Origin of the sequence: Flavobacterium endoglycinae, assembly GCF_017352115.1 — a bacterium.
In the GTDB taxonomy this organism is placed as follows: domain Bacteria; phylum Bacteroidota; class Bacteroidia; order Flavobacteriales; family Flavobacteriaceae; genus Flavobacterium; species Flavobacterium endoglycinae.
Map to the genome: position 1 here is coordinate 1,908,277 of NZ_CP071448.1, position 22,840 is coordinate 1,931,116.

20 protein-coding genes and 1 riboswitch are annotated in these 22,840 nt (G+C 35.3%); of the genes, 5 read left to right on the forward strand and 15 right to left on the reverse strand.

The features are described from left to right. Position 1: 1 nt before the first annotated feature. The 3 genes from J0383_RS08280 to J0383_RS08290 are packed head-to-tail and all read left to right on the forward strand — an operon-like array spanning position 2 to position 3,558. The gene (locus tag J0383_RS08280) at positions 2 to 679 is read left to right on the forward strand and encodes an energy transducer TonB (RefSeq protein WP_239023282.1); all 678 of its coding nucleotides are present in this window, start codon (positions 2 to 4) and stop codon (positions 677 to 679) included. 51 nt (positions 680 to 730) lie between these two features. Next, a complete protein-coding gene (locus J0383_RS08285) occupies positions 731 to 2,518 on the forward strand; it encodes a 1-deoxy-D-xylulose-5-phosphate synthase (RefSeq protein WP_207297941.1) in 1,788 nt (595 codons plus the stop codon). Between the two features lie 38 nt (positions 2,519 to 2,556). Further along, positions 2,557 to 3,558 (forward strand): DUF3078 domain-containing protein, encoded by a 1,002-nt coding sequence (locus tag J0383_RS08290; protein WP_207297942.1) that lies wholly within the window; start codon positions 2,557 to 2,559, stop codon positions 3,556 to 3,558. Between the two features lie 6 nt (positions 3,559 to 3,564). On the opposite strand, the gene J0383_RS08295 is transcribed toward J0383_RS08290, so the two are convergent. After that, the gene (locus J0383_RS08295; protein WP_207297943.1) at positions 3,565 to 4,911 is read right to left on the reverse strand and encodes a deoxyguanosinetriphosphate triphosphohydrolase; all 1,347 of its coding nucleotides are present in this window, start codon (positions 4,909 to 4,911) and stop codon (positions 3,565 to 3,567) included. Between the two features lie 201 nt (positions 4,912 to 5,112). Beyond that, on the reverse strand, positions 5,113 to 5,574 hold the full coding sequence (locus J0383_RS08300) for an Lrp/AsnC family transcriptional regulator (RefSeq protein ID WP_012023598.1): 462 nt from the start codon (positions 5,572 to 5,574) through the stop codon (positions 5,113 to 5,115). 157 nt (positions 5,575 to 5,731) lie between these two features. On the opposite strand from J0383_RS08300, the gene metE reads away from it, so the two are divergent. Beyond that, the gene (metE, locus tag J0383_RS08305; RefSeq protein ID WP_207297944.1) at positions 5,732 to 8,053 is read left to right on the forward strand and encodes a 5-methyltetrahydropteroyltriglutamate--homocysteine S-methyltransferase; all 2,322 of its coding nucleotides are present in this window, start codon (positions 5,732 to 5,734) and stop codon (positions 8,051 to 8,053) included. Positions 8,054 to 8,257: 204 nt separating this feature from the next. On the opposite strand, the gene J0383_RS08310 is transcribed toward metE, so the two are convergent. After that, positions 8,258 to 8,836 (reverse strand): outer membrane beta-barrel protein, encoded by a 579-nt coding sequence (locus tag J0383_RS08310; RefSeq protein ID WP_207297945.1) that lies wholly within the window; start codon positions 8,834 to 8,836, stop codon positions 8,258 to 8,260. A gap of 148 nt (positions 8,837 to 8,984) precedes the next feature. Between J0383_RS08310 and gldA the strand changes: the two genes are divergently transcribed. Beyond that, complete coding sequence (gldA, locus tag J0383_RS08315) at positions 8,985 to 9,881, forward strand: gliding motility-associated ABC transporter ATP-binding subunit GldA (protein WP_207297946.1); 897 nt, start codon at positions 8,985 to 8,987, stop codon at positions 9,879 to 9,881. A 331-nt stretch (positions 9,882 to 10,212) separates the two neighbouring features. On the opposite strand, the gene J0383_RS08320 is transcribed toward gldA, so the two are convergent. The 12 genes from J0383_RS08320 to J0383_RS08370 all read right to left on the reverse strand — a co-directional run bounded on the left by J0383_RS08320 (position 10,213) and on the right by J0383_RS08370 (position 22,782). Further along, positions 10,213 to 11,613, reverse strand: a complete 1,401-nt coding sequence (locus J0383_RS08320) for a pyridoxal phosphate-dependent decarboxylase family protein (RefSeq protein WP_207297947.1) — start codon at positions 11,611 to 11,613, stop codon at positions 10,213 to 10,215. A gap of 78 nt (positions 11,614 to 11,691) precedes the next feature. After that, on the reverse strand, positions 11,692 to 12,915 hold the full coding sequence (locus J0383_RS08325; RefSeq protein ID WP_207297948.1) for a dicarboxylate/amino acid:cation symporter: 1,224 nt from the start codon (positions 12,913 to 12,915) through the stop codon (positions 11,692 to 11,694). 196 nt (positions 12,916 to 13,111) lie between these two features. Continuing rightward, the gene (locus J0383_RS23795; RefSeq protein ID WP_317196741.1) at positions 13,112 to 13,363 is read right to left on the reverse strand and encodes a hypothetical protein; all 252 of its coding nucleotides are present in this window, start codon (positions 13,361 to 13,363) and stop codon (positions 13,112 to 13,114) included. Positions 13,364 to 13,426: 63 nt separating this feature from the next. Beyond that, positions 13,427 to 13,765, reverse strand: coding sequence for a class I SAM-dependent methyltransferase (locus J0383_RS23800; protein WP_317196742.1), 339 nt, complete (start codon positions 13,763 to 13,765; stop codon positions 13,427 to 13,429). A gap of 176 nt (positions 13,766 to 13,941) precedes the next feature. Next, entirely contained in the window at positions 13,942 to 14,898 is a 957-nt protein-coding gene (gene metF, locus J0383_RS08335; RefSeq protein ID WP_207297949.1) for a methylenetetrahydrofolate reductase [NAD(P)H], read from the reverse strand. Between the two features lie 68 nt (positions 14,899 to 14,966). Continuing rightward, a complete protein-coding gene (locus tag J0383_RS08340) occupies positions 14,967 to 15,323 on the reverse strand; it encodes a four helix bundle protein (RefSeq protein WP_207297950.1) in 357 nt (118 codons plus the stop codon). A 134-nt stretch (positions 15,324 to 15,457) separates the two neighbouring features. After that, positions 15,458 to 18,133 (reverse strand): methionine synthase, encoded by a 2,676-nt coding sequence (metH, locus tag J0383_RS08345; RefSeq protein ID WP_207297951.1) that lies wholly within the window; start codon positions 18,131 to 18,133, stop codon positions 15,458 to 15,460. Positions 18,134 to 18,446: 313 nt separating this feature from the next. Beyond that, entirely contained in the window at positions 18,447 to 18,815 is a 369-nt protein-coding gene (locus tag J0383_RS08350) for an NTF2 fold immunity protein (RefSeq protein ID WP_207297952.1), read from the reverse strand. Continuing rightward, positions 18,806 to 19,228: a hypothetical protein gene (locus J0383_RS08355; RefSeq protein WP_207297953.1), complete on the reverse strand. Its 423-nt coding sequence runs from the start codon at positions 19,226 to 19,228 to the stop codon at positions 18,806 to 18,808. Before J0383_RS08355 ends, J0383_RS08350 begins: the two co-directional genes overlap by 10 nt. 3 nt (positions 19,229 to 19,231) lie before the next feature. Further along, entirely contained in the window at positions 19,232 to 20,236 is a 1,005-nt protein-coding gene (locus J0383_RS08360; protein WP_207297954.1) for a homocysteine S-methyltransferase family protein, read from the reverse strand. Between the two features lie 259 nt (positions 20,237 to 20,495). Then, positions 20,496 to 20,613: riboswitch (SAM riboswitch) on the reverse strand. A gap of 336 nt (positions 20,614 to 20,949) precedes the next feature. Then, the gene (locus J0383_RS08365; protein WP_207297955.1) at positions 20,950 to 22,002 is read right to left on the reverse strand and encodes an NAD(P)/FAD-dependent oxidoreductase; all 1,053 of its coding nucleotides are present in this window, start codon (positions 22,000 to 22,002) and stop codon (positions 20,950 to 20,952) included. Between the two features lie 198 nt (positions 22,003 to 22,200). After that, positions 22,201 to 22,782 (reverse strand): precorrin-2 dehydrogenase/sirohydrochlorin ferrochelatase family protein, encoded by a 582-nt coding sequence (locus tag J0383_RS08370; RefSeq protein ID WP_207297956.1) that lies wholly within the window; start codon positions 22,780 to 22,782, stop codon positions 22,201 to 22,203. Between the last annotated feature and the right edge of the window lie 58 nt (positions 22,783 to 22,840).

Here is a 22,840-nt window from a genome sequence, read left to right on the forward strand (position 1 = left end):
AATGAAACACAAAATCACAATCTCAAATCGTGTTTTATATTCGCAAAAACATTATTATAAAATGTTTCTGCTTACTTTGTTTATTGCAATAGCAACCACTTTATTCAGCTGTGCCAATAAAGATGTCAACAAGAAAAAAACAGACCAAATAGAGACAGTCACCAATAGTGATTCTACCGAACACACTCGGGCAGATGAGTCTCTGACTGAAGAAAATCATACAAATCATGTGATTTCGCGACCTCCGTCAAAAATAGATCGGGTAAAATTTGTAAAACCGAAAGAAAACAATAATTCAAAATCTGAAAAAGAATTAGATTCAAGATCTGAAAAAACAAAAAATAGTTCTACAAAAGTGATGATTAAAGCGACTCCTAATGGAGAAGTTCCATCTCAAATCAATGCAGAATTTCCAGGCGGTATCGATCAATTTCATAGTTTTTTTATGAAAGAATACAAGAAACCTGAAAGTGTGGAATATTGGAAACTCAATTTTACACTTGCTTTTGCAGTAGAAAAAAATGGTAAAATGTCTTTTCTTGAATGTTCTCCAGCCGTCAAAGAACCTTTAGAAAAAGAAATTATCAGGATTTTAAGTTTATGTCCTAAATGGCAGCCTGCGGAACTAAATGGAAAGAAAATCAGAGTGCAGTATTCTGTTCCCATTTTATTGAAATAAGACTCACAAAGAAATTAAATTTAAAACCGTAAATTTGCTTTTTACCTTACAATGAAAAGCGATTTACTTTCCAATATATACAATCCTGCTGATTTACGTCTTTTAAAAGAAGAACAGCTTATACAGGTGGCTCAAGAATTACGTCAGTTTATTATTGATGTCGTTTCGGTAAAAGAAGGTCATTTGGGAGCAAGTTTGGGAGTTGTAGAACTTACAATTGCCCTGCATTATGTTTTTAATACTCCAAAAGATTTATTGGTTTGGGATGTTGGGCATCAGGCTTACGGTCATAAAATCCTGACCGAAAGAAGGGAAATTTTTCATACGAACCGACAATTAAACGGGATTTCTGGTTTCCCGAAAAGAAGCGAAAGTATTTACGATACTTTTGGCGTTGGACATTCCTCTACTTCTATTTCAGCAGCACTCGGAATGGCGATTGCTTCTAAACTAAAAGGCGATTTCGACAAAGAACATATTGCTGTAATCGGCGATGCTTCCATTGCCAGCGGAATGGCCTTTGAAGGTTTGAATCATGCCGGAGTTACAGATGCTAATATTCTGGTGATTTTAAACGATAACGCAATTGGAATTGATCCAAGTGTAGGTGCTTTAAAAAAATACCTGACTTCGGTTAAAAACGGGAAAAATCCAAGACAAAACAACATCATTAAATCTTTAAATTTTGATTATTCGGGACCAATTGACGGACATGATCTTCCGCTTTTGATTCAAGAATTAAATCGTCTTAAAAAGATTAAAGGTCCGAAATTCCTTCATATTGTCACCACAAAAGGCAAAGGATTACAGCAAGCCGAAGAAAATCAGGTAAAATACCATGCACCTGGAAAATTTGATGCTTTAACGGGTGAAATTCATTTAAAATCAGAAGAAAATCTTCCTCCAAAATTTCAAGATGTTTTTGGCCTGACTATTTTAGATTTAGCCCGAAAAAATGAAAAAATAATCGGAATAACTCCCGCTATGCCATCTGGAAGTTCTTTAAAATTTATGATGGAAGAATTACCGGAACGTGCCTTTGACGTGGGTATTGCCGAACAGCATGCCGTAACTCTTGCAGCAGGAATGGCTGCCGAAGGAATGGTGGTTTATTGCAATATTTATTCGACTTTCTTACAGCGTGCTTACGATCAGGTGATACACGATACAGCATTGCAAAATTTACCTGTTATTTTCTGTTTAGACAGGGCGGGATTAGTAGGTGAAGATGGCGCAACACATCATGGCGTTTTTGATATTTCGTATCTGCGTTCGATTCCAAATATGATTATTTACGCACCAATTAATGAAATTGAGCTGCAAAATATTCTTTATACAGCACAATTAGGTCTGAATTCTCCTATCGCAATTCGTTATCCAAGAGGTCGCGGTGTTATAAAAAACTGGGAAGTAGAAAATTTCGGACACTATGAAGCCATTCAAATTGGCAAAGCAAATTGTTTGAAAAAAGGAACCCAAACGGCTGTTTTATCAACTGGAACAATTGGCAATAATGTTATAGAAGCTTTACAAGAATGCACCCATTCAGACAGTATCGCTCACTATGACTTTCCTTTCATTAAACCACTAGACATCAATTGTTTAAATGAAATATTTTCGACTTATGAAAACATTATTACAATTGAAGATGGAGCAAAATCCGGTGGTTTTGGAAGTGCTGTTTTAGAGTTTGCAGCATCACATGATTTTAAAAACAATATACACATTTTAGGAGTTCCAGACGTGTTTATTGAGCACGGAACAGTGGCTCAGCTGCAACAATTGTGTAAAATTGACGTTAAAAGTTTAATAAATCTTTTTTCTAACGGCGTAAAATAATTATTTTGCGGCACCAAAAAAAAATTAAAATAAGCCTAATGAAATTATTGCGTTCTACTCTTTTATTTCTATTGCTTTTGTGTTCATCTAAGAACTTTGCTCAGTTGATACAAACGACTTTAGACCCTAATCAATTACCTAAACCACCCTCGAACTGGACTAAAAGAAATCAACTTGGTTTTGATATTTCAGAAATCGCGTTTGTAAACTGGAGCGCGGGGGGAACAAGTTCTATCTCAGGTTTATTTAAAGGTGAATTTGGAAGAACTTATGTAAAAGGAAATCACAAATGGGTTAACGAACTTATTGTGAAATATGGTTTAAACAAACAAGACGGTACAGAACTTAGAAAAACCGATGATGCCTTTCTATTAAACTCTACTTACGGTTTTAGAAAAGACACTATTTCAAACTGGTATTATTCTGCTAAGTTTAACTTCAATACACAATTTACAAACGGATATAATTATCCAAACAGAGAAATTGCAATCTCTAAACCTTTTGCTCCAGCATATATCTTTTTAGGAGCCGGAGCTGAGAATTCTAATAAAAAGAAAAACAGAACGTTTTACTTCTCTCCTATCACGCTAAAAACTACCTTAGTACTAGATCAATATTTGGCTAACCAAGGTTCTTTTGGTGTTAAAAAAGCCGTTTATGCACCAGATCCATTAGATCCAAACAATCAGATTTTGGTGGAAGAAGGGCAAAAAGTAAAAGCGGAGTTTGGTATCCTCTTTACAGGATATATGAAAAACGAAATCTACAAAAACGTCTTTTACGAAAACCGACTAAGTTTATACACCGATTATTTAAATCGTTTTGGAAATGTCGACGTCGATTACGACACCCGTCTGGATCTAGTTGTAAATGCATACGTGAAAGCAAATATTGGTGTGCACATAATTTACGACGACGATATTAAAACTAAAAAAGATGTTGTAGACCCTACAACAGGATCTACATCACAAGTTAATGACGGACCAAGAGCCCAGTTACGACAAGTATTAGGTGTTGGTTTGGTGTATGCTTTCCAATAAAAAATATTAACGCTTTTTACGACCGCTGATCATTTCATACAACTCCAGCGCGTTTCCATCTGTTAAAAGCGAAACATAATGGCAAATATGAAGCAAACGCTCATATAAATTACCTTTTTCTAAGTGGTGTTTTTCAGGAAGCATTTTCAGAATCAGCTTATCGTAATTTGAGGCCGTTCCTTCATATTTGTTATTAAATGCTGTTATAAACTTATCTAGTAAGGTCTGGATGATTTGATAGCCAACTATTTCTTTTTCAATTACTTCTCGGCTTTGGTAGATTTTATCAACACTCAATTTGATAATATCATTCATCTGTGCTTTATATTTACTTTTATCGGTTAAAGCAAAAGGAAAATTTCCTGCCAGAATTGCTTCTTCATTTTCAATAAAAACGTCAACCGCATCATTAATCAAAGCGCCAATTGCTAAAGCACGCAGATAACTGATTCTATCTTCTTTGGTTTCTAGCATATTGTATTTCTCAATTCCAATATTGTCTTTTACAAGTTTAATTAGGTATTCAAGAGCATAATCTTCAGAAACCAAACCAAGATTTATTCCGTCTTCAAAATCAATAATTGTGTAACAGATATCATCTGCCGCTTCAACTAAATACGCCAAAGGATGCCTTTCGAACCCCAGATCGCCTTCTTCTTTATTTGGAATTAAGCCCATATCTTCGGCAACTTCTTGAAAGAAAACTTTATCGGTTTGAAAAAAGCCGTATTTTTTATCGGCAATATTAGCAGTTGGTTTTTTCGGAAGACTTTCTTTTGGATATTTCATAAAAGCGCCCAAAGTAGCATACGAAATTCTAAGTCCGCCTTCGATTCCCGGACGGCTTGCTGTTAATACCGAAAATCCATTGGCATTTCCTTCAAAATCAATTAAATCCTGCCATTGTTTTGCGGTAAGTTTGTCTTTGTATTTTAATCCATTTCCGCTCGAAAAATATTCTCCAATCGCTTTTTCGCCAGAATGTCCAAAAGGAGGATTTCCAATATCGTGTGCCAAAGAAGCTGCAGCAACAATAGCTCCAAAATCATTCATATGATAACCATGAACTTCTTTTAGATACGGATATTTTTCGATGATTTTTTTACCAACCAAACGCCCTAATGATCTCCCAACCACAGAAACTTCTAGACTATGCGTTAATCGGGTATGTACGAAATCTGTCTTAGAAAGCGGAATAACTTGGGTTTTATCTTGTAAAGAACGAAACGCAGCCGAAAAAATAATACGGTCATAATCGACCTCAAAACCTAAACGTGTATCATCTTGTTCTGCACGTAATCTTTTACTTGTATCGCCTTGTCTTTTTAATGATAAAAGTTGTTCCCAGTTCATTTTTCTATTTTAGATTGTAGATTATTGATTTTAGATTGAGGATCTAGACCTCAAAAATACGTTTTTATTTTAGGATAATATTCAATAAAAATTGGCTGCAGATTAATTTGATTTAATTTTTTCTCGACGAATTCACGAATTAATTTAAGTACAAGGATTTGCATTAATTCGTGAATTTGCGGCAAAAAAACCTAAAAAACATTAAAACTCTAATGCTGTACTATGTTTGATTTCTCCCATTACAAAAATACTGTTCGTATTTCCTATGTTTTCGATTGTAGATAATTTATTCATTACAAAATCCTGATAACTAGCCATATCTTGCACCAAAATCTTTAGCATAAAATCATAATCGCCGGCGATATTATAACATTCTATAATTTCTGGAAGTGCTACAATATCTTTCACAAAATTGCTCCCTACATTTTTGGCGTGTTCTTTTAAACGAACATTACAAAATACCGTCATGCCTCTGTTCATCTTTTTCTTGTCCAAAAGTGCTACATATTTGGTAATGTAACCGTCTCTTTCAAGTCTTTTGATACGTTCGTAAACAGGAGTTACAGTCAAAAATAATTTACTCGCAAGATCTTTTGTGTTGATATTGCAGTCTTCTTGAAGGTATTTCAAGATCAGCAGATCGGTTTTATCTAGGTTTTCCATAGTTTTTTTTACGGCTAAAAGTTCATTTCAAACATTTTTAAAGTAATTAAATCTTTAAAAATTCATTTTAAAAACACATTTTACTGAAATAAAGCTCAAATATAAGTTTAAAAAACCAATACAATACATTTGTACAGTAAAAAATACTGAAATCAAAATGAAAACAAACAATTTAGGTTACCCAAGAATTGGCAGCAACAGAGAACTGAAAAAAGCCAGCGAACTGTATTGGGCTGGAAAAATTTCGGCAGAAGAACTTATTGACGCCGGAAAAGAAATCCGTCTTAAAAACTGGAAATTACAAGCTGAAGCAGGAGTTGATTTGATTCCTTCTAATGATTTTTCTTTTTACGATCAGGTGCTTGATTTAACGCTGACTGTTGGTGCAATCCCTTCACGTTATCATGAATTAGCAAAAAACAACTCATCGCTTGATTTGTATTTTGCCATGGCAAGAGGATCTCAAAAAGACGGACAAGATGTTGTGGCTATGGAAATGACAAAATGGTTTGATACTAACTACCATTATATTGTTCCTGAATTTACGAAGAGCCAAAAATTTGAACTGTTTTCTGAAAAAATAATCAATGAATTTAAAGAGGCAAATACAATTGGAATTAAAACCAAACCCGTTTTAATTGGACCTGTTTCGTATTTATTACTAGGAAAAGAAAAAGAAGAAGGTTTTAACCGAATTGATCTTATCGATGCTTTACTTCCAGTTTATTTCGAAATTCTTGAAAAACTGCAAACCGAAAATGCTGAATACATTCAGTTAGACGAACCGTTCTTGGCTTTAAACTTAACGGATAAAGAAAGAGGCGTTTTCACGAAAGTGTACAATGAAATACATACTCGTTTTCCAAAGCTTAAAATCGTTTTAGCGAATTATTTCGATTGTTTTGGGGAGAATTTAGAAACGGCTTTAGCACTTCCTGTTGATACTTTCCATTTGGATTTAGTGCGTTGCCCGCTTCAATTAGGCGATATTTTAGAATCAGGTAAATTGGCTTCACACGTAAATCTTTCTCTTGGAGTAGTTGACGGAAGAAACATCTGGAAAAACGATTTTAAAAAATCATTGGAATTAATTAAAAAAGCTACTGATGCTTTGGGAACTGACAGAGTTTTAATTGCTCCATCTTGTTCTTTAATTCACAGTCCGTGTGATTTAGATCTGGAAACAAACGATGAAACGTTAACTCCAGAAATCAAACAATGGCTGGCTTTTTCGAAACAGAAAATCAACGAAATTGTACTTTTAAAACAATTTGCTTCTAATGAAGTAAGCATCGAAAATTCTGTTGCTTACAAAGAGAATGTTACCGCAAATGAAAACCGAAAAACGTCAAAACTAATTCATAACAACGAAGTTAAAACACGTGCTGCTGGAATCACAGCTTCTGATGACAAACGTAAAAGTACATTTGCTGTTAGAAGAAAAAGCCAGGTTGAAGCTTTAAAACTGCCTTTGTTCCCAACTACAACTATTGGATCATTTCCTCAAACAGCAGAAGTGAGAAGCTGGAGAGCAAAATTCAAAAAAGGGGAATTGACGACTCAGGAATACAATGATTTAATCGAAAAAGAAACCGAAGCAACGATTCGTTTTCAAGAAGAAACCGGAATAGATGTTCTAGTTCATGGTGAGTTTGAACGTAACGATATGGTGGAATATTTCGGGGAACAATTGGCAGGTTTTACATTTACTAAAAATGGCTGGGTTCAGAGTTACGGAAGCCGTTGTGTGAAGCCTCCTGTTATTTACGGAGACGTTTCTCGTCCAAACCCAATGACGGTAAAATGGTCGCAATATGCACAATCTTTAACTCCAAAATGGGTAAAAGGAATGTTGACAGGGCCGGTAACCATTTTACAATGGTCATTTGTTCGTAACGATCAGCCACGTTCTGAAACTTGTACACAAATTGCATTGGCCATTCGTGATGAAGTGGTCGATTTAGAAAAGGCAGGAATTAAAATCATTCAAATTGACGAACCAGCAATTCGCGAAGGCCTTCCGTTACGAAAAGAAGAATGGGCAGCTTATTTGGATTGGGCAGTTCGTGCTTTCAGAATTTCAGCAAGCGGTGTAAACGACGATACGCAGATTCACACACATATGTGTTACAGCGAATTCAACGATATTATTCAAAATATTGCCGATATGGATGCAGATGTCATCACCATTGAATGTTCACGTTCGCAAATGGAACTTTTAGATGCTTTTGCCAACTTTAAATATCCAAACGAAATTGGACCTGGCGTTTATGATATCCACTCTCCTCGTGTTCCTTCAAGTGCCGAAATGGTTCGGTTATTAGAAAAAGCTTCAAACGTAATTCCAGTAGACCAGCTTTGGGTAAATCCAGATTGTGGTTTAAAAACGCGTCATTGGGATGAAACCAAAAAAGCGTTAATCGAAATGGTAAACGCTGCACAGGAAATGAGAGCCGCAGTAGAAAATCCAGTTAGTTAATAGTTTTACCAGAATATATTTTTGTTTTTAAGTCCGGAAGTGGAGTCGAAAGTTAGTTATGATTTAGTTTCGGCTTCATCCGGCATAAAGAATAAAGCCTAAAAACTTGATAGAACTGGAACTAAACCAGAAATTATTTCTAAAAAACACAACAAAAAAAAAGCACTCCAATTGGAGTGCTTTTCTATACTATTAAATTTAAGATTAGAAGTTTTTAGAAATTCCAATGTTAAATGTTTGTCCAAAGTTGAAGTTAAATCTGCTAACATCTGGACCATTGTTATCATAGCTTAATTGATCGTAGCTTAAACCTCCAATGCTGAAGTTAAGACCAAAACCTTTTTTCATGTTAATGAAAAGTGCTGGAGTTACACCAATGTACATTCCGTCTGCTTTTGATTTTGTGTAGTTATTTCCAACATAATCTTTCTCAGTTAAATTTTGGAAACCTGCTCCTAAATCAGCAAAAACAGCAAAAGTTTGGCTTAATGGCACAGAGTAACGTACAAATGCTCCAAATTTAGAGCTGTTAGTTTTGTATTCGTTTACTCCTTGATCATTTTTAGAAGAAGCTACAGTAAATTCACCCCCAACAGTCCAGTTATCATTAAATTGGTAACCTACTTTTGGAGAAAAGCTAAATTCATTTGATTTTGTTTCTCCAACATTGTAATCAACTGTTTCAGAAGAATAACCAATGTTACCTCCAACTAAAATTGTTCCTTTTTGTGCGTTTACAAAACCGCAGATAGCTAAAGCAGCCATCACTAAAAATTTTTTCATTTTTTTGAGTTTATTTTGATTTTAGCATTCCTTTAACAATAACAATGCCGTGAATAGTGGACTCTTTAATTTTTTTATAATTATTTTAAGAGACAAAATTTTAGCAATCGAGACTAATTCTCTTTACTTTTGTAACAAATAAAAAGTCATGTCGATAGAAGTAAACAGTATATCAAAAAGTTACGGAGAGCAAAAAGCTTTAAATGAAATTTCATTTAAAATTGAGAAAGGAGAAATTGTAGGATTTCTTGGTCCGAATGGAGCCGGAAAATCTACTTTAATGAAAATTTTGACCACCTATTTACTTGCCGATAGCGGCTCAGCCCTTGTAAATGGTCACGATGTCATGACAAACACCAAAGATGTACAACGTTCAATTGGATATTTACCAGAACATAATCCGTTGTATTTGGATTTGTATGTTCGTGAATATTTGGCATTTAATGCTGATGTTTATAATGTCGCAAAAACAAGAATTGAAGAAGTTATTCAACTGACAGGACTGACACCGGAAAGCCATAAAAAGATAAGCCAATTGTCAAAAGGCTACCGTCAGCGTGTGGGACTTGCTAATGCTTTATTACACAATCCGGATGTTCTAATTTTGGATGAGCCAACTACTGGTCTGGATCCGAATCAGTTAATGGAAATTCGAAATGTAATTAAAAATGTTGGTAAAAATAAAACTGTTTTTTTATCGACACACATTATGCAGGAAGTCGAAGCAATCTGTGATCGTGTCATAATTATTGACAAAGGACAAATTGTTGCAGACAATAAATTAGACCATTTGGTAGCTGATAATAAAGAGCAAGTCATTGAAGTTGAGTTTGATTACAAAGTCGAAGAACAGCTTTTAGCCAAACTAGAAAACATTACTTCATACATTAATACACATGACATGACATGGGAGCTTACTTTTGTTACCGAAAAAGATATGCGTCCGGCCATTTTTGATTTTGCCAATGAAAATGGTTTAAAAACCCTTCAATTGAATCAGAAAAACAAAAACTTAGAAGCTGTCTTTAGAGAAATTACGAAATAAGTATTTATCTCGGCCACGGTTTTCAGTTAGAAAAGCGGTTTGTTTTAAATAAAACAAACCGCTTTTTTTCTCTCTTCTTTTCTCTGTGAATCATAAAATAAAAATTCCTCTAAAAATATTTTTTATTTTTATTTAGACTTGTTATAAATAATATTATATTTGACTAATCAATTTTTAATGTTATTAATAATGTTTTAGGCGTGCGAAAAATGTGATTCGAATAACTGAATTCGATACTGTTTATAAAAATTTCGTTCTTTAAATACCTTGTTTTTTGTTTTTTTGTTAGTCAAGAGCCTGTTTTCAAACAGGCTCTTCTACCTTATAAAACTTATATATTAGAACGGATTTCTCGCATTTCCTGAATTACAAGCTTAACGTCATTTTGTGTTGTTCGCCAATTTACAAATGAAGCTCTGATCCCTTTTTTGTTTTGATAAACCGTTGGCGTCATAAATACTTTTCCAGTATCATTTAAAGCCAATAAAAACTGGCTTACTTTTTCCTGGTTGTGCTCCCCTTTCAGCGTGAAGCAAACATTATTTAAACGAATTGGCGCCAATAATTCAAAGTCATTTTCTATTAAAACATTTCCGAAGTGTAAGGCCAATGCAGTACTGTTTTCAATAATATCTCTGAAACCTTCTTTTCCATACGCTTTAAGTGAAAACCACGCTGGAAGCGCACGCATACGACGGGAATTCTCTGGAAGCACATTCAAATAATTAAAATTCTCTAAAGGATTGCCCAAATATGGTGCATTTGAATTCTGAAATGTTTCTATCTGAAGATTAGCATGTTCTTTTTTGATTAAGTAAAAAGCACTTTCGTATGGAACATTCAGCCATTTATGACAATCAATCGTAATACTGTCTGCTCCTTCCCAACCTTTTACCAAATGATTGTGTTTTTCTGAAACAGCAGCAAAACCTCCAAAAGCAGCATCAATATGCCACCAGAAATTATATTGTTCCTTTAATTTCGAAATCGCTTCAAAATCATCAAAATCGGCAGTATTAACCGTTCCGGCACTTGAGATCAGAATAAAAGGTTTTCCATTTAATTTCTTGATATTTTCTTCTAGATCGGCAATATCAAGCGCTTCACGATTGCCTTGGATAGTTTTTACAGTGGTATAATTCTGGCTTCCAATTCCCAGCATCGACAAACATTTGATAGAAGAAGAATGTGGTGTAGCTGTTAAAATATTAACCGTTTCTGAAATTCCGTTTTTAGCAAAATCTTTCCCGAATTGTTTTCCAAACCATTGTCGCGCTACTCCTAAAGAAGTGAAATTAGACATCGTTGCTCCCGTAACAAATCCGCCTAAAAATGTATCGGGAAGATCTAAAAGCTGTAACAGCAAATTAATTGTTTCAAATTCTATTAATGCCGATGCCCCGCCTTGCGCTTTTACCGCCTGCGTATTTTGATCGTAAACAGATGCAAGCCAGTCACCTACAATAGATGCTGGAGTGGATCCTCCTGTTACGAATCCCCAATATCTTGATCCAGATGATGAAACCATCAAAGGCGCCAATCTCTCATTAAACTCTTTTAAAGCATCAATAGAACCTAAGCCTACTTCATTTAAAGCCGTTTTTGGATCAATTGTATGAGTGTTAGAAGTTGGAATATTTTCGATATCGTTCAGAAAACCAACTCCTTGCTGTTTTGTTTTTTCTAAGATATTCTCAAAATCGTTGAGATCTTGCTGTAGTATTGAATTCATAAGTTTGTTGTATTAGTTATGTTGCGCAGATTGCGCAGATGAAAAGGGTTATTAAAATTTATATTTTTTAAAGAGAAGCTACCATTTCTTTTTTTCCGAAAACCTCGAAACGAGCATCGATGAAATCACATCGCCGTTGGCATTTAACAAAGTGGCAATGGGATCAACTAAAGTTCCTAGAATCATAGCAACTGGCAAAGCTTGTTCCATTGGAAAACCATAAACGGTAATGGCTAAAACTTCTCCAATGTAGCCTCCGTTTGGAATTCCGCCTTCTACAATAGAAACAATCACCGTAATTCCTAAGGCCAAAAGAATCGTTGAAGGTTCTGTGAAATCTTTTCCAAACATGGCAAACAGAAAGGTGATTTTTAGGATGGATGACATACTTGAACCATCTTTATGCAGTGGAGCACCAAGTGGAATTACAAGATTCCGCACATGTGTTGGAATTCCCATTTTTTGTGCTGCATCTAGATTTGCCGGAATGGTTGCGATACTGCTGCACGTTCCTATTGCGGTTAAAGAAGGTGTGATGTTATTACTCCAAAAGACTTTAAAAGCTCTTTTTCCGCCAGCCGCAAGCGCGTACAAACTAAAAAATGCGAAGAAGTAAAATACACAAGCCGCGTAATAAACCGCCATAGGTTTTGCATAAACACCAAACAATTGGGGGCCGAAAATACCAACCTGATAGGCAAAATAAGCTCCTAAACCTATTGGTGCTAATTTCATGATGATATGCAGCAATTGCTTCATGACTTCATTTCCAGAATCCAGAAAACTCTTGAAAGCACTACCTTTTTCTCCTGATTGTAAGGTGGCAAAACCAATTAAAAACGAAAATATAATGAGTGCCAGCATGCTCTTTCGAGACAATAATTCGAAGAAATCATTGGTTGTAACCAATTTTGCAATCTGATCGCCAACAGATCCGGATTCTATATTTTCAAACGGTACTTTCGCAACAGCAATATCTTGATGAATCGGGAAAAGGTAAACGGCAAAAATCATGATGATTGCTGAAATCAGAATAGTGGAAAGAAAAACCAAAATCATGATAAAGAATAGTTTTCCAAGCTTTTCTTTCTGTTCCAAATTTGCAATTGAAGAACCAATGGTAAAGAAGATAAGTGGGATAATTGCTGTAAAAAGCAAATTCAGAAAAATATCTCCAATTGGTTTTATAACTAGAACTTTTTCTCCAAAAACTAATCCAAAAATACTCCCAATGGCGATACCTCCAAGAAGCAGAAGTATACTGCTGTAACTTTGCAGAAAATTGATTTTTTTAGTTTCCATCGTGATACAATTGGGTTAAGATTCTGTGGCAAATAATTTTAAACACATAGAAACATAGTTCTCTGCCTACAAAGGTGTTTAACTTGTTTAAATGCACATAGCTATGTGTGAAAATATGTGTTTTTTCTTTTAATTCTTTTCGATTAAAATCAAAATAAATCTATGCGTCTATGTGTTTATAAAATGTATTTATTTTTTACTTCTCCAAAACTATGGTAGTAAAAGCTCTATCGACCAATTCGCCTGTTTTGCTTTTTACTTTTTCGGTCTGAGTTTCGGTGTAAACAATTTTGAAAGCTGTTTTCTCAATTAATTTCTGTGCTTTTTCGGTGCTATAAAGCTCAAATTCAAATTGAGTAAAAGGCAGTTTTTTCATAAAATCTTCTTCGGCAAACGTCAAACAGAAATTCCCATTTGGTTTTAAAACTCTGTAAATTTCTGAAAGCAATTCTTCAGGCTTCTGCCAAAAATAAATGGTATTTACAGTGAATATTTTATCGAAAGATTCGTCTTAAAATGGTATTTTATTTACGTCATAAATCGAAAAAAATGCCTGTTTTTGAGAAACAAAATTTCTATTGATTTGGCGTGCTTCCTTAAACATCAATTCAGACATTTCAAGTCCGTAATATTTTAGGTTTTGTGCTTGCTCAAAAAGAAATTCTACATGACCTGCATTTCCGTGCCCGAGTTCCAGAATTTTATTTCCTTGAGATATATTTAGATTTTGGATGGAATGTTTGGTCATATTGATGTTTGTTTCGTTCATCATATTTCCCATTTCAATTCCTTTCTCTCCTGTTGGATTTTTTAATTGAGAGGCTATGGCTTGTAATTCTTCATTTTTCATGGTGTGAAAATTTAGACTTCTAAATTAAACAATATCTCAATTCAAATTCCAAATTTGAAAATTGCTTCGCCTGTTCGCTATCGCTCGAGTCCAAATTTCAAATTCCAATTTTACAAACTACATTGGAATAACTTTGTCAAAGTTTAAAACTTTGACAAAGTTCTATGAGTGTGCAATTAAAAAACCTGACTCGCAATCTGACGGATATTCTCCGATTTACCCATTGAATAATAGTGTAAAAATGGAACTCCAGCTGCTTTTAATTCTAATGACTGCTGAATTGCCCACTCGATTCCGACTTGTTTAATCTCAGCGTTATTTTTGCATTTGTCTACTGCATCAATTAAATCTTCTGGCAAATCAATTCTGAAAATCTGTGGTAAAACTTGTAAATGTCTTTGAACTGCAATTGGTTTGATTCCTGGAATAATCGGGATTGTGATTCCCATTTCTCTTGCTTTTTCTACGAAAGCAAAATATTTAGCATTATCAAAAAACATCTGTGTTACTACATAGTCAGCACCAGCATCTACTTTTTCTTTTAATCTTTTTAAATCCGATTGTAAAGAAGGAGATTCTAAATGTTTTTCTGGATAACCAGCCACTCCAATACAGAAATCGGCTTTGTTGTCGGCATCGATTACTTCATGCAGATATTTTCCGCAATTTAAATCCTTAATTTGTTTTACCAGATCAATTGCGTAATGATTTCCACCCGCTTTTGGCACAAAAGATTGCTCGTCTTTCATGGCATCGCCTCGAAGAGCCATTACGTTGTTGATTCCTAAATAATGACAGTCAACCAGCATGTATTCCGTTTCTTCTTTGGTAAACCCGCCGCAAAGCAAATGCGGAACTGTGTCAACATTGTATTTATGTTTAATAGAAGCGCAAATTCCAAGCGTTCCCGGACGCATACGTGTCAATTTTTTATCCAAAAGTCCGTTACCGCGGTCAATGTAAATGTATTCTTCACGAGAAGTCGTTACATCAATAAAGGGCGGATTAAACTCCATTAACGGATCAATATTATCGTATAATTCCTGAATACTTTTCCCCTTTTGAGGCGGAATAATTTCAAATGAGAATAATGTTTTTCCTTTGGCGTTTTCTATATGTTCTGTTACTTTCATTTATTTTTGGTTGATGGTTGATGGTTGATGGTTGATGGTTCTTGTGGAACTTACAATCACAACTTCAACTACATTATTTTTTTATAATAATTAATAAATCCGTTTAATAACTTCTTGCAGATTTCAATCTGTTCAAGTGCGATGTTAAAATTATTTTCTCCGATATATTTTTGATCAAAGGCCAAATAAAATTGAGTTTCCAATTCATATAGCGATCCTCTTGAAATATGAAGAAAATGTATTGTCTCTTTTGATGTCTGCCTTCCGCAACCTTCTGCTATATTTGAAGGCACCGAAATTGCCGCTCTTCTCATTTGATTCGTCAATCCAAACAATTCTTCTTTTGGAAACAATTTCGAAAAATCATATAATAAATTCACCAACTTCCGAGCTTCCAACCACACATCCAATTTACTGTATTCCATTTTGTTTTGTTTGTTGTCGGTTGATGGTTGTTGGTTCTGATAGTTATCTATCAACCAAAAACCACCAACCATTCTAATCTGTGAAAATTGTTGGTTCTGCTAGTCAATCTATCAACTATCAACTATCAACCAATCTAATCTGCTAAATTAGGATTTAACCATTTCATTGCGTAATCAAGTGGTACATTTCGGCGTTTGGCATAATCTGTTACCTGATCTTCTTTTATTTTTCCTAGCCCGAAATATCTACTTTTTGGATTTCCAAAATAATATCCTGAAACCGAAGAAGCCGGCCACATTGCCATACTTTCTGTCAGTTTTACGCCTATTTGTTTTTCAACATCCAAAAGTTTCCAGATTGTTGGTTTCTCCAAGTGATCTGGACAAGCTGGATAACCTGGAGCCGGACGGATTCCTTTATAGCTTTCTTTAATCAATTCTTCGTTAGTTAAAGATTCTTCCGAATCGTAACCCCAGAAATCTTTACGCACTCGTTCGTGAAGATATTCGGCGAAAGCCTCTGCAAAACGATCGGCAAGCGCTTTAACCATAATCGAATTATAATCGTCCAGATTCTTTTCATATTCTGCAGCCCATTCATCTACACCAAAACCAGTGGTTACACAGAAAGCTCCCATATAATCCTCGATTCCGCTTTCTTTAGGCAGAATAAAATCGGCTAGAGCGATATTTGGCGCGCCTTTCGTTTTTTGTGACTGCTGACGAAGCGTTAAGAATTTCTCTAGAACTTTTCCGTTTTCATCACGCAATTCGATATCGTCGTCATTTACCTGATTCGCAGGGAAGATTCCGTAAATACCTTTTGCTTTTAGTTTTTTCTCTGCTAAAATTACTTTCAGCATTGCCTGAGCATCATTAAAAACAGAAGTTGCTTGTTCGCCCACAACCTCATCCGTTAAAATTGCTGGATATTTTCCATACAATTCCCAAGTTTGAAAGAATGGCGTCCAGTCGATATACGGAACCAAAACATCCAATTCTACTTCGATGGTTTGTGCACCAATTACTTTTGGTTTCACTGGAGTATATTCGCTCCAATCCAACGGTAGTTTGTTTTTACGAGCATCTTCGATCGTTAAGAAGTTTTTATCTCTCGAACGATTTAAAAATGTTTCTCTAAACGAATCATATTCTGCACGAATATCTGCCGCATATATTTTTCGGTTATGATCTAACAGGTTTCCTGCAACAGTAACAGCTCTTGAAGCATCGTTTACGTGAATAACAGTTTCTCTGTATTGAGGTGCAATTTTCACGGCGGTATGCGCACGCGAGGTTGTTGCCCCACCAATCATAATCGGGATTTTAATATCTTGTTTGTCTAATTCTTTGGCTAAATACACCATTTCGTCAAGCGAAGGAGTGATCAGTCCGCTTAATCCGATAATGTCTACATTATGCTCAATTGCAGCCGAAATAATTTTCTCTGGAGGAACCATTACTCCCAAATCTACAATCTCGTAATTATTACAGGCCAAAACTACCGAAACAATATTTTTTCCAATATCGTGAACGTCACCTTTTACAGTCGCCATCAGGATTTTTCCGTTTCCTTGTTTGTCGCCTGCTTGTTTACTTGCTTCAATAAACGGCAATAAATACGCTACTGCTTTTTTCATTACACGAGCCGATTTAACTACCTGAGGAAGGAACATTTTTCCGCTTCCGAATAAATCTCCAACGACATTCATTCCGGCCATTAAATTAATCTCGATAACTTCAATTGGTTTTGCAGCTGCTAAACGCGCTTCCTCAACATCTTCTTCAATAAAAGCATCAATTCCTTTTACCAACGAGTGTGTAATACGATCTTGAACCGATCCTAAACGCCATTCTTGAACCGCTTTTTCGTCGCTTTTTACTTCTCCTTTTACGTTTTCTGCAAAATCTAAAAGTCTTTCTGTAGCATCGTCACGTCTGTCTAGAATTACGTCTTCAACGTGTTCTAATAAGTCTTTCGGAATATCATCGTAAATCGTCAACATTTCAGGATTTACGATTCCCATCGTCATTCCGTTTTTGATCGCGTGATATAGAAATACCGAGTGCATTGCTTCACGAACCACGTCATTTCCTCTAAAAGAAAACGAAACGTTACTTACACCACCACTAATATGTGCATGCGGCAAGTTTTCGCGAACCCATTTTGTTCCTCTAAAGAAGTCCAGTGCATTCAGGCGGTGTTCTTCCATTCCTGTTGCCACCGGGAAAATGTTCAAATCGAAAATAATATCCTGCGGAGGAAAGTTCACTTTGTTTACCAAAATATCATACGAACGCTGACAGATTTCAACTCGGCGATCGTAATTATCGGCCTGACCTACTTCGTCAAAAGCCATTACAATAGCAGCCGCACCGTAACGTTTGATTAATTTTGCGTGGTGAATAAAGGCTTCTTCGCCTTCTTTTAGCGAAATCGAGTTTACAACGCTTTTTCCTTGTACTACTTTCAGACCCGCTTCGATAATCTCCCATTTCGAACTGTCGATCATAATCGGCACTCTCGAAATATCTGGCTCTGCAGCAATCAAGTTTAGGAATTTGGTCATGGCAGTTACACCATCCAACATTCCTTCATCCATATTAATATCGATAATCTGCGCTCCTCCTTCTACCTGCTGTCTTGCAATATCAAGTGCCTCATCATACTTCTCTTCCTTGATTAATCGCAGAAATTTTCGCGAACCCGTTACATTCGTACGCTCTCCAACGTTTACAAAAACGCTTTCCGGCGTAATAATCAAAGGTTCTAATCCTGATAATACAAGGTCTCTTCTTTTTTCTGTCATTTCTTTCAATTTTCAACGGAATAAATTCCGTTGCTACCAATATTTAGTTCCTCTCGGAACTTATTTTCATTGTCTTGCTTGTCCTTGCGTGGAACGAAGCAATCTCACTTTTTATTTATCTGTCCTGCAAGGTTTTCGAAACCTTGTAGGTATTTATGTTTATTGTTTTTGGCGTGTTCGCCGCGGCGAACCAGGCTATCCTCTTTTAGTCCTCGCTCTTCCTTCGTCAGGCTGTGGGCTAACCGCTTCTATCCCTCACGCAAACTAGGTTTTATAAGATTTTTTTATGTTTTTCTGTGTCTTAATTACCTTTTTACTTCCCATGTATCATATAGAGAACTTTGCCATTTTTTGCAGAGATTTTTATATCAAAAACACCTCCAAACCCAATACTATTAAAAGTCCCCTTAATATCCCAAATAGAATCATTTTCTATTGTTACTTTATAAGGTCTTTGATCTTCTATTTGATCTTTTCCATAGTTTTCGAACAAAATTGACTCAGCTATTCCAACAGCTGTTTCTTCTTTTGCGACTAAACAATTTTCGCATTTAATATTTTTTTGAAAAACTGTATTTGTTGTATAATTACAACTGATTAATATTAAACTAAACAGAAACAAAAGTCTCTTCATACCATTGAATATAATATCTCTTTCATACCTACGGAACTTCATTTCCATTTTGTTTTTTCTATATACTTGCACGTTACACCGGCATCGTATTCATAATATTTTATTTTAGTAAAACCAGCTTTAACTAATGCAATGGAATCTGGTTGTAATTCTTCTTCTAAAACAATGTAATTTTGTTCAGGATTATTTAAATCATATTTTACTTTATAAAACTTATTTACAAGCCCATAATTTTGACTAGAAACCTCTGATAAAATTTTCCTATCTGAATAGAAATAATATTTTAAATAATCTCTTTTCCCTTCGCGTTCAATTCTAGTTACAAATCCAATCGTTTCTCCTTCGAATGTCTTTTTATAGTCATCATACTTATTAGCATTTTTAATTGAAAAAATGATGAAAATTAGTATTACAATGAAAATTACAATTCCTGCTACTCTTTCAGATTGATCTTTTGTCATTTTTTACGATAAAATCGGCGCCACTCTCGGCTTATAATCCTTAGCCACTTCAGCAATTAATCGAATATGATCTGGAGTTGTTCCGCAACAACCCCCAATGATATTGATTAAATTATCTTCTAAATATTCTTTGATGAATGCCTGAGTTTGTTCTGGTGTTTCATCGTATTGTCCGAAAGCGTTTGGTAATCCAGCATTTGGATGCGCTGAAACATTAAAGCTTGTGTTGTGCGCCAATGTTTTTAAATACGGTTTCAACAAATCGGCTCCTAAAGCGCAATTGAAACCAACACTTAATAACGGAATATGTGAAACTGAAATCAAAAATGCTTCAACCGTTTGTCCAGAAAGTGTTCTTCCTGATGCATCGGTAATCGTTCCTGAAACCATAATTGGAATATCGATGTTGCGTTCTTCTTTTACTTCTTCAATGGCAAAAAGTGCTGCTTTTGCGTTTAATGTGTCGAAAATCGTTTCTACTAAAAGTAAATCGCATCCTCCGTCCATTAAAGCTTCTACTTGCTCTTTGTATGCAATTCGCAAATCGTCAAAAGTTACGGCTCTGTAACCTGGATCATTTACATCTGGTGACATACTTGCCGTACGGTTTGTTGGCCCGATAGAACCTGCTACGAAACGCGGTTTCTCTGGATTTTTTGCTGTGAATTCATCCGCAACTTCTCTTGCTAGTTTAGCCGATTCGTAGTTGAGTTCGTAAACTAAATCTTCCATATGATAATCGGCCATACCAATTGTAGTTCCCGAAAATGTATTGGTTTCTACGATATCTGCTCCTGCTTCGTAATACGCAGCGTGAACATCACGAATGGCCTGTGGCTGTGTTAGGGATAATAAATCGTTGTTTCCTTTTAACGGATGAGGGAAATCTTTGAAACGTTCGCCACGAAAATCTTCTTCTGAGAAGTTGTAGCGTTGTAACATAGTTCCCATCGCTCCATCAAGGATTAGGATATTTTTCTTTATTGCTTCTTGAATTGTAATCGACATATTTTTTTCTTTTAGATTCTAAGACACTAAGGTTCTAAGATGCTAAGTTTTTTAATTCTAATTAATTCCAAAAGTGCACAATTGCTGGTTCATTAGCCCTATTGAGCCGTTATCCTCGTAGTGAAACGGAGAGATATAGGCGAAAGCGGGAACTATTGACTGCAAAAATGCGCCAATGATTCGCTCCTTATTGAAATTGCTTTCAGTAAATTATTTGTATGTTGTCTAGAAAAGTTTTGGGAAATACGAGAATGTATTTGTGTTATCTATCTTAAATACCGTGTGTTTACGATACAAAGTAGAATTTAGCACCTTCTTTATAGTAAAGGGTTGCTAAGGTTTCATCGGGTCTATCCCTCCGCCTTTCGTGATAACGAACAATAATTTTAAGAACAGCGCAAAGGTATGAAATGGCAATACGATTTGCAAATGTTTTTTTAAGGTTCTGAGATTCTAAGATACTAAGGTTCTAAGTTTTAAAATTTGACTTCAGTTTTTCAAATATAGCCAAAGGTTTCAACCTTGGGTACACATTGTTATAATTCATGCGGATCGTGATAATATATTGTCTATCCGTTGCGTTCCAGTGGTTGAAACCACTGGCTATGTTTTTCCATTAATCGATAAAATAAAAAAGCTCAAACTATAAAAGTTTGAGCTTTCTATATATAAAACCTTAGCACCTTAGTTCCTCAGAACCTCAGCACCTCAGATTAAACAATTGCTTTAACAACTGCCTTAGGAGCTTCTTTACGAGTTCCGTCGAAACCGTCTACTCCAGATACTGTTGTATATTTCAATACGTATTTTTTACCTGGATTGATGATTTGGTAAGCCGCCTGACACATTAAAGTTGCTTCATGGAAACCACAAAGGATTAATTTTAATTTTCCAGGGTATGTATTTACGTCTCCAATGGCGAAGATTCCAGGAATATTGGTCTGATAATCTAATGCATTGTTTACTTTAATAGCATTTTTCTCGATTTCTAATCCCCAGTCTCCAATTGGACCTAATTTTGGTGTTAATCCGAAAAGCGGGATGAAATAGTCGCATTCGATTTTACGGTGTGCGCCGTTTTCTTCGATGTCTAAAGATTCTACGTGCTCAGCACCGTTGATTCCGATAACTTCTGCCGGAGTGATTAATTTGATTTTTCCAGCTGATTTTAATTCTTGTACTTTTTCTACAGAATCTAAAGCGCCTCTAAATTCGTTTCTACGGTGAATTAAAGTTACTTCTGAAGCTACGTTTGCCAAGAAAATAGACCAGTCTAATGCTGAATCTCCTCCTCCTGCAATAACAACTCTTTTATCTCTGAATTTCTCAGGATTTTTGATGAAGTATTTTACTCCTTTATCTTCATAAAACTCGATATCTTCGATAAGTGGTTTACGAGGCTCGAAACTTCCTAAACCTCCAGCAATTGCAATAACTGGTGCATGGAATTTAGTTCCTTTGTTTGAAGTTACTATGAAACTTCCGTCTTCTTGTTTATCGATTGTTTCTGCACGTTCTCCTAAAGTAAAACCCGGCTCAAATTGTTTGATTTGCTCCATTAGTCCATCTACAAGATCTCCGGCTAAAACTTCTGGGAATCCAGGAATATCATAAATTGGTTTCTTAGGATATAATTCTGAAAGCTGTCCTCCTGGTTGTGGCAAAGCATCTAGGATGTGACATTTCAATTTTAATAATCCTGCCTCGAAAACGGCAAATAAACCTGTTGGGCCTGCTCCAATTATAAGTATATCTGTTTTAATCATTATGTTGTTGTTTATAATCATTCTTAATAACGCAAAGAAACGAATAAATCCTTGTACTTTCAATGATTTTTATCATTAATTTCTTTCCGAAACTTTTTTTACTCTTTATTTTTTAATGAAGAGGTAATCTCATTCATTCTTTTACATCGGGTTAAAACCCGACGCTACAAAATCAGCCGTTCCTTCGGAACTTTTTTGTTATTCTTTATTTTTCAAAGAAGCTGTTATTTCATTCATCTTCCTTACTTTATCTTCAAAATTACCCTTAAGCGTTTTTCGGTATTCATTCAGATTTTCAACCATTTGATTGATATCTTCTGGAATTACTTCTTCAAAAAACTCTCGAAGCCTTTTGGCTGTTGTTGGCGATTTTCCGTTAGTCGAAATGGCAATTTTTACATTTCCTTTCGTTACGATGCCGCCCAGATAATAATCACATAAATCTGGCGTATCGGCTATATTGCAAATCAAATAACGTTTTCTGGCTAAATCGTACACTCTTTTATTGACTTCAAGATTATCTGTACAAGCGATTACCATGTGGCGCTTTTTGAGCATTTTCTTTTTGAACTTCGATTTGGTCAATGTAATCGAAGGATGTTTCTCAGCAAGAACTTTTATTTCTAAATGAAATTCTTTTGCTACTACCTCAACATTTGCATTCGGACTTGACTTGAGCAAGAATGAAAGCTTTTCCAGACCTACATTTCCTCCACCTACAATCAATACATTTAAATTATGAAGCTTTAGAAATATTGGATATAATTCGTTTTGTTCCATGTTACCAATATGTAGTTCCTAACGGAACAATTTTATGTAAATATCGGGTTTAAACCTG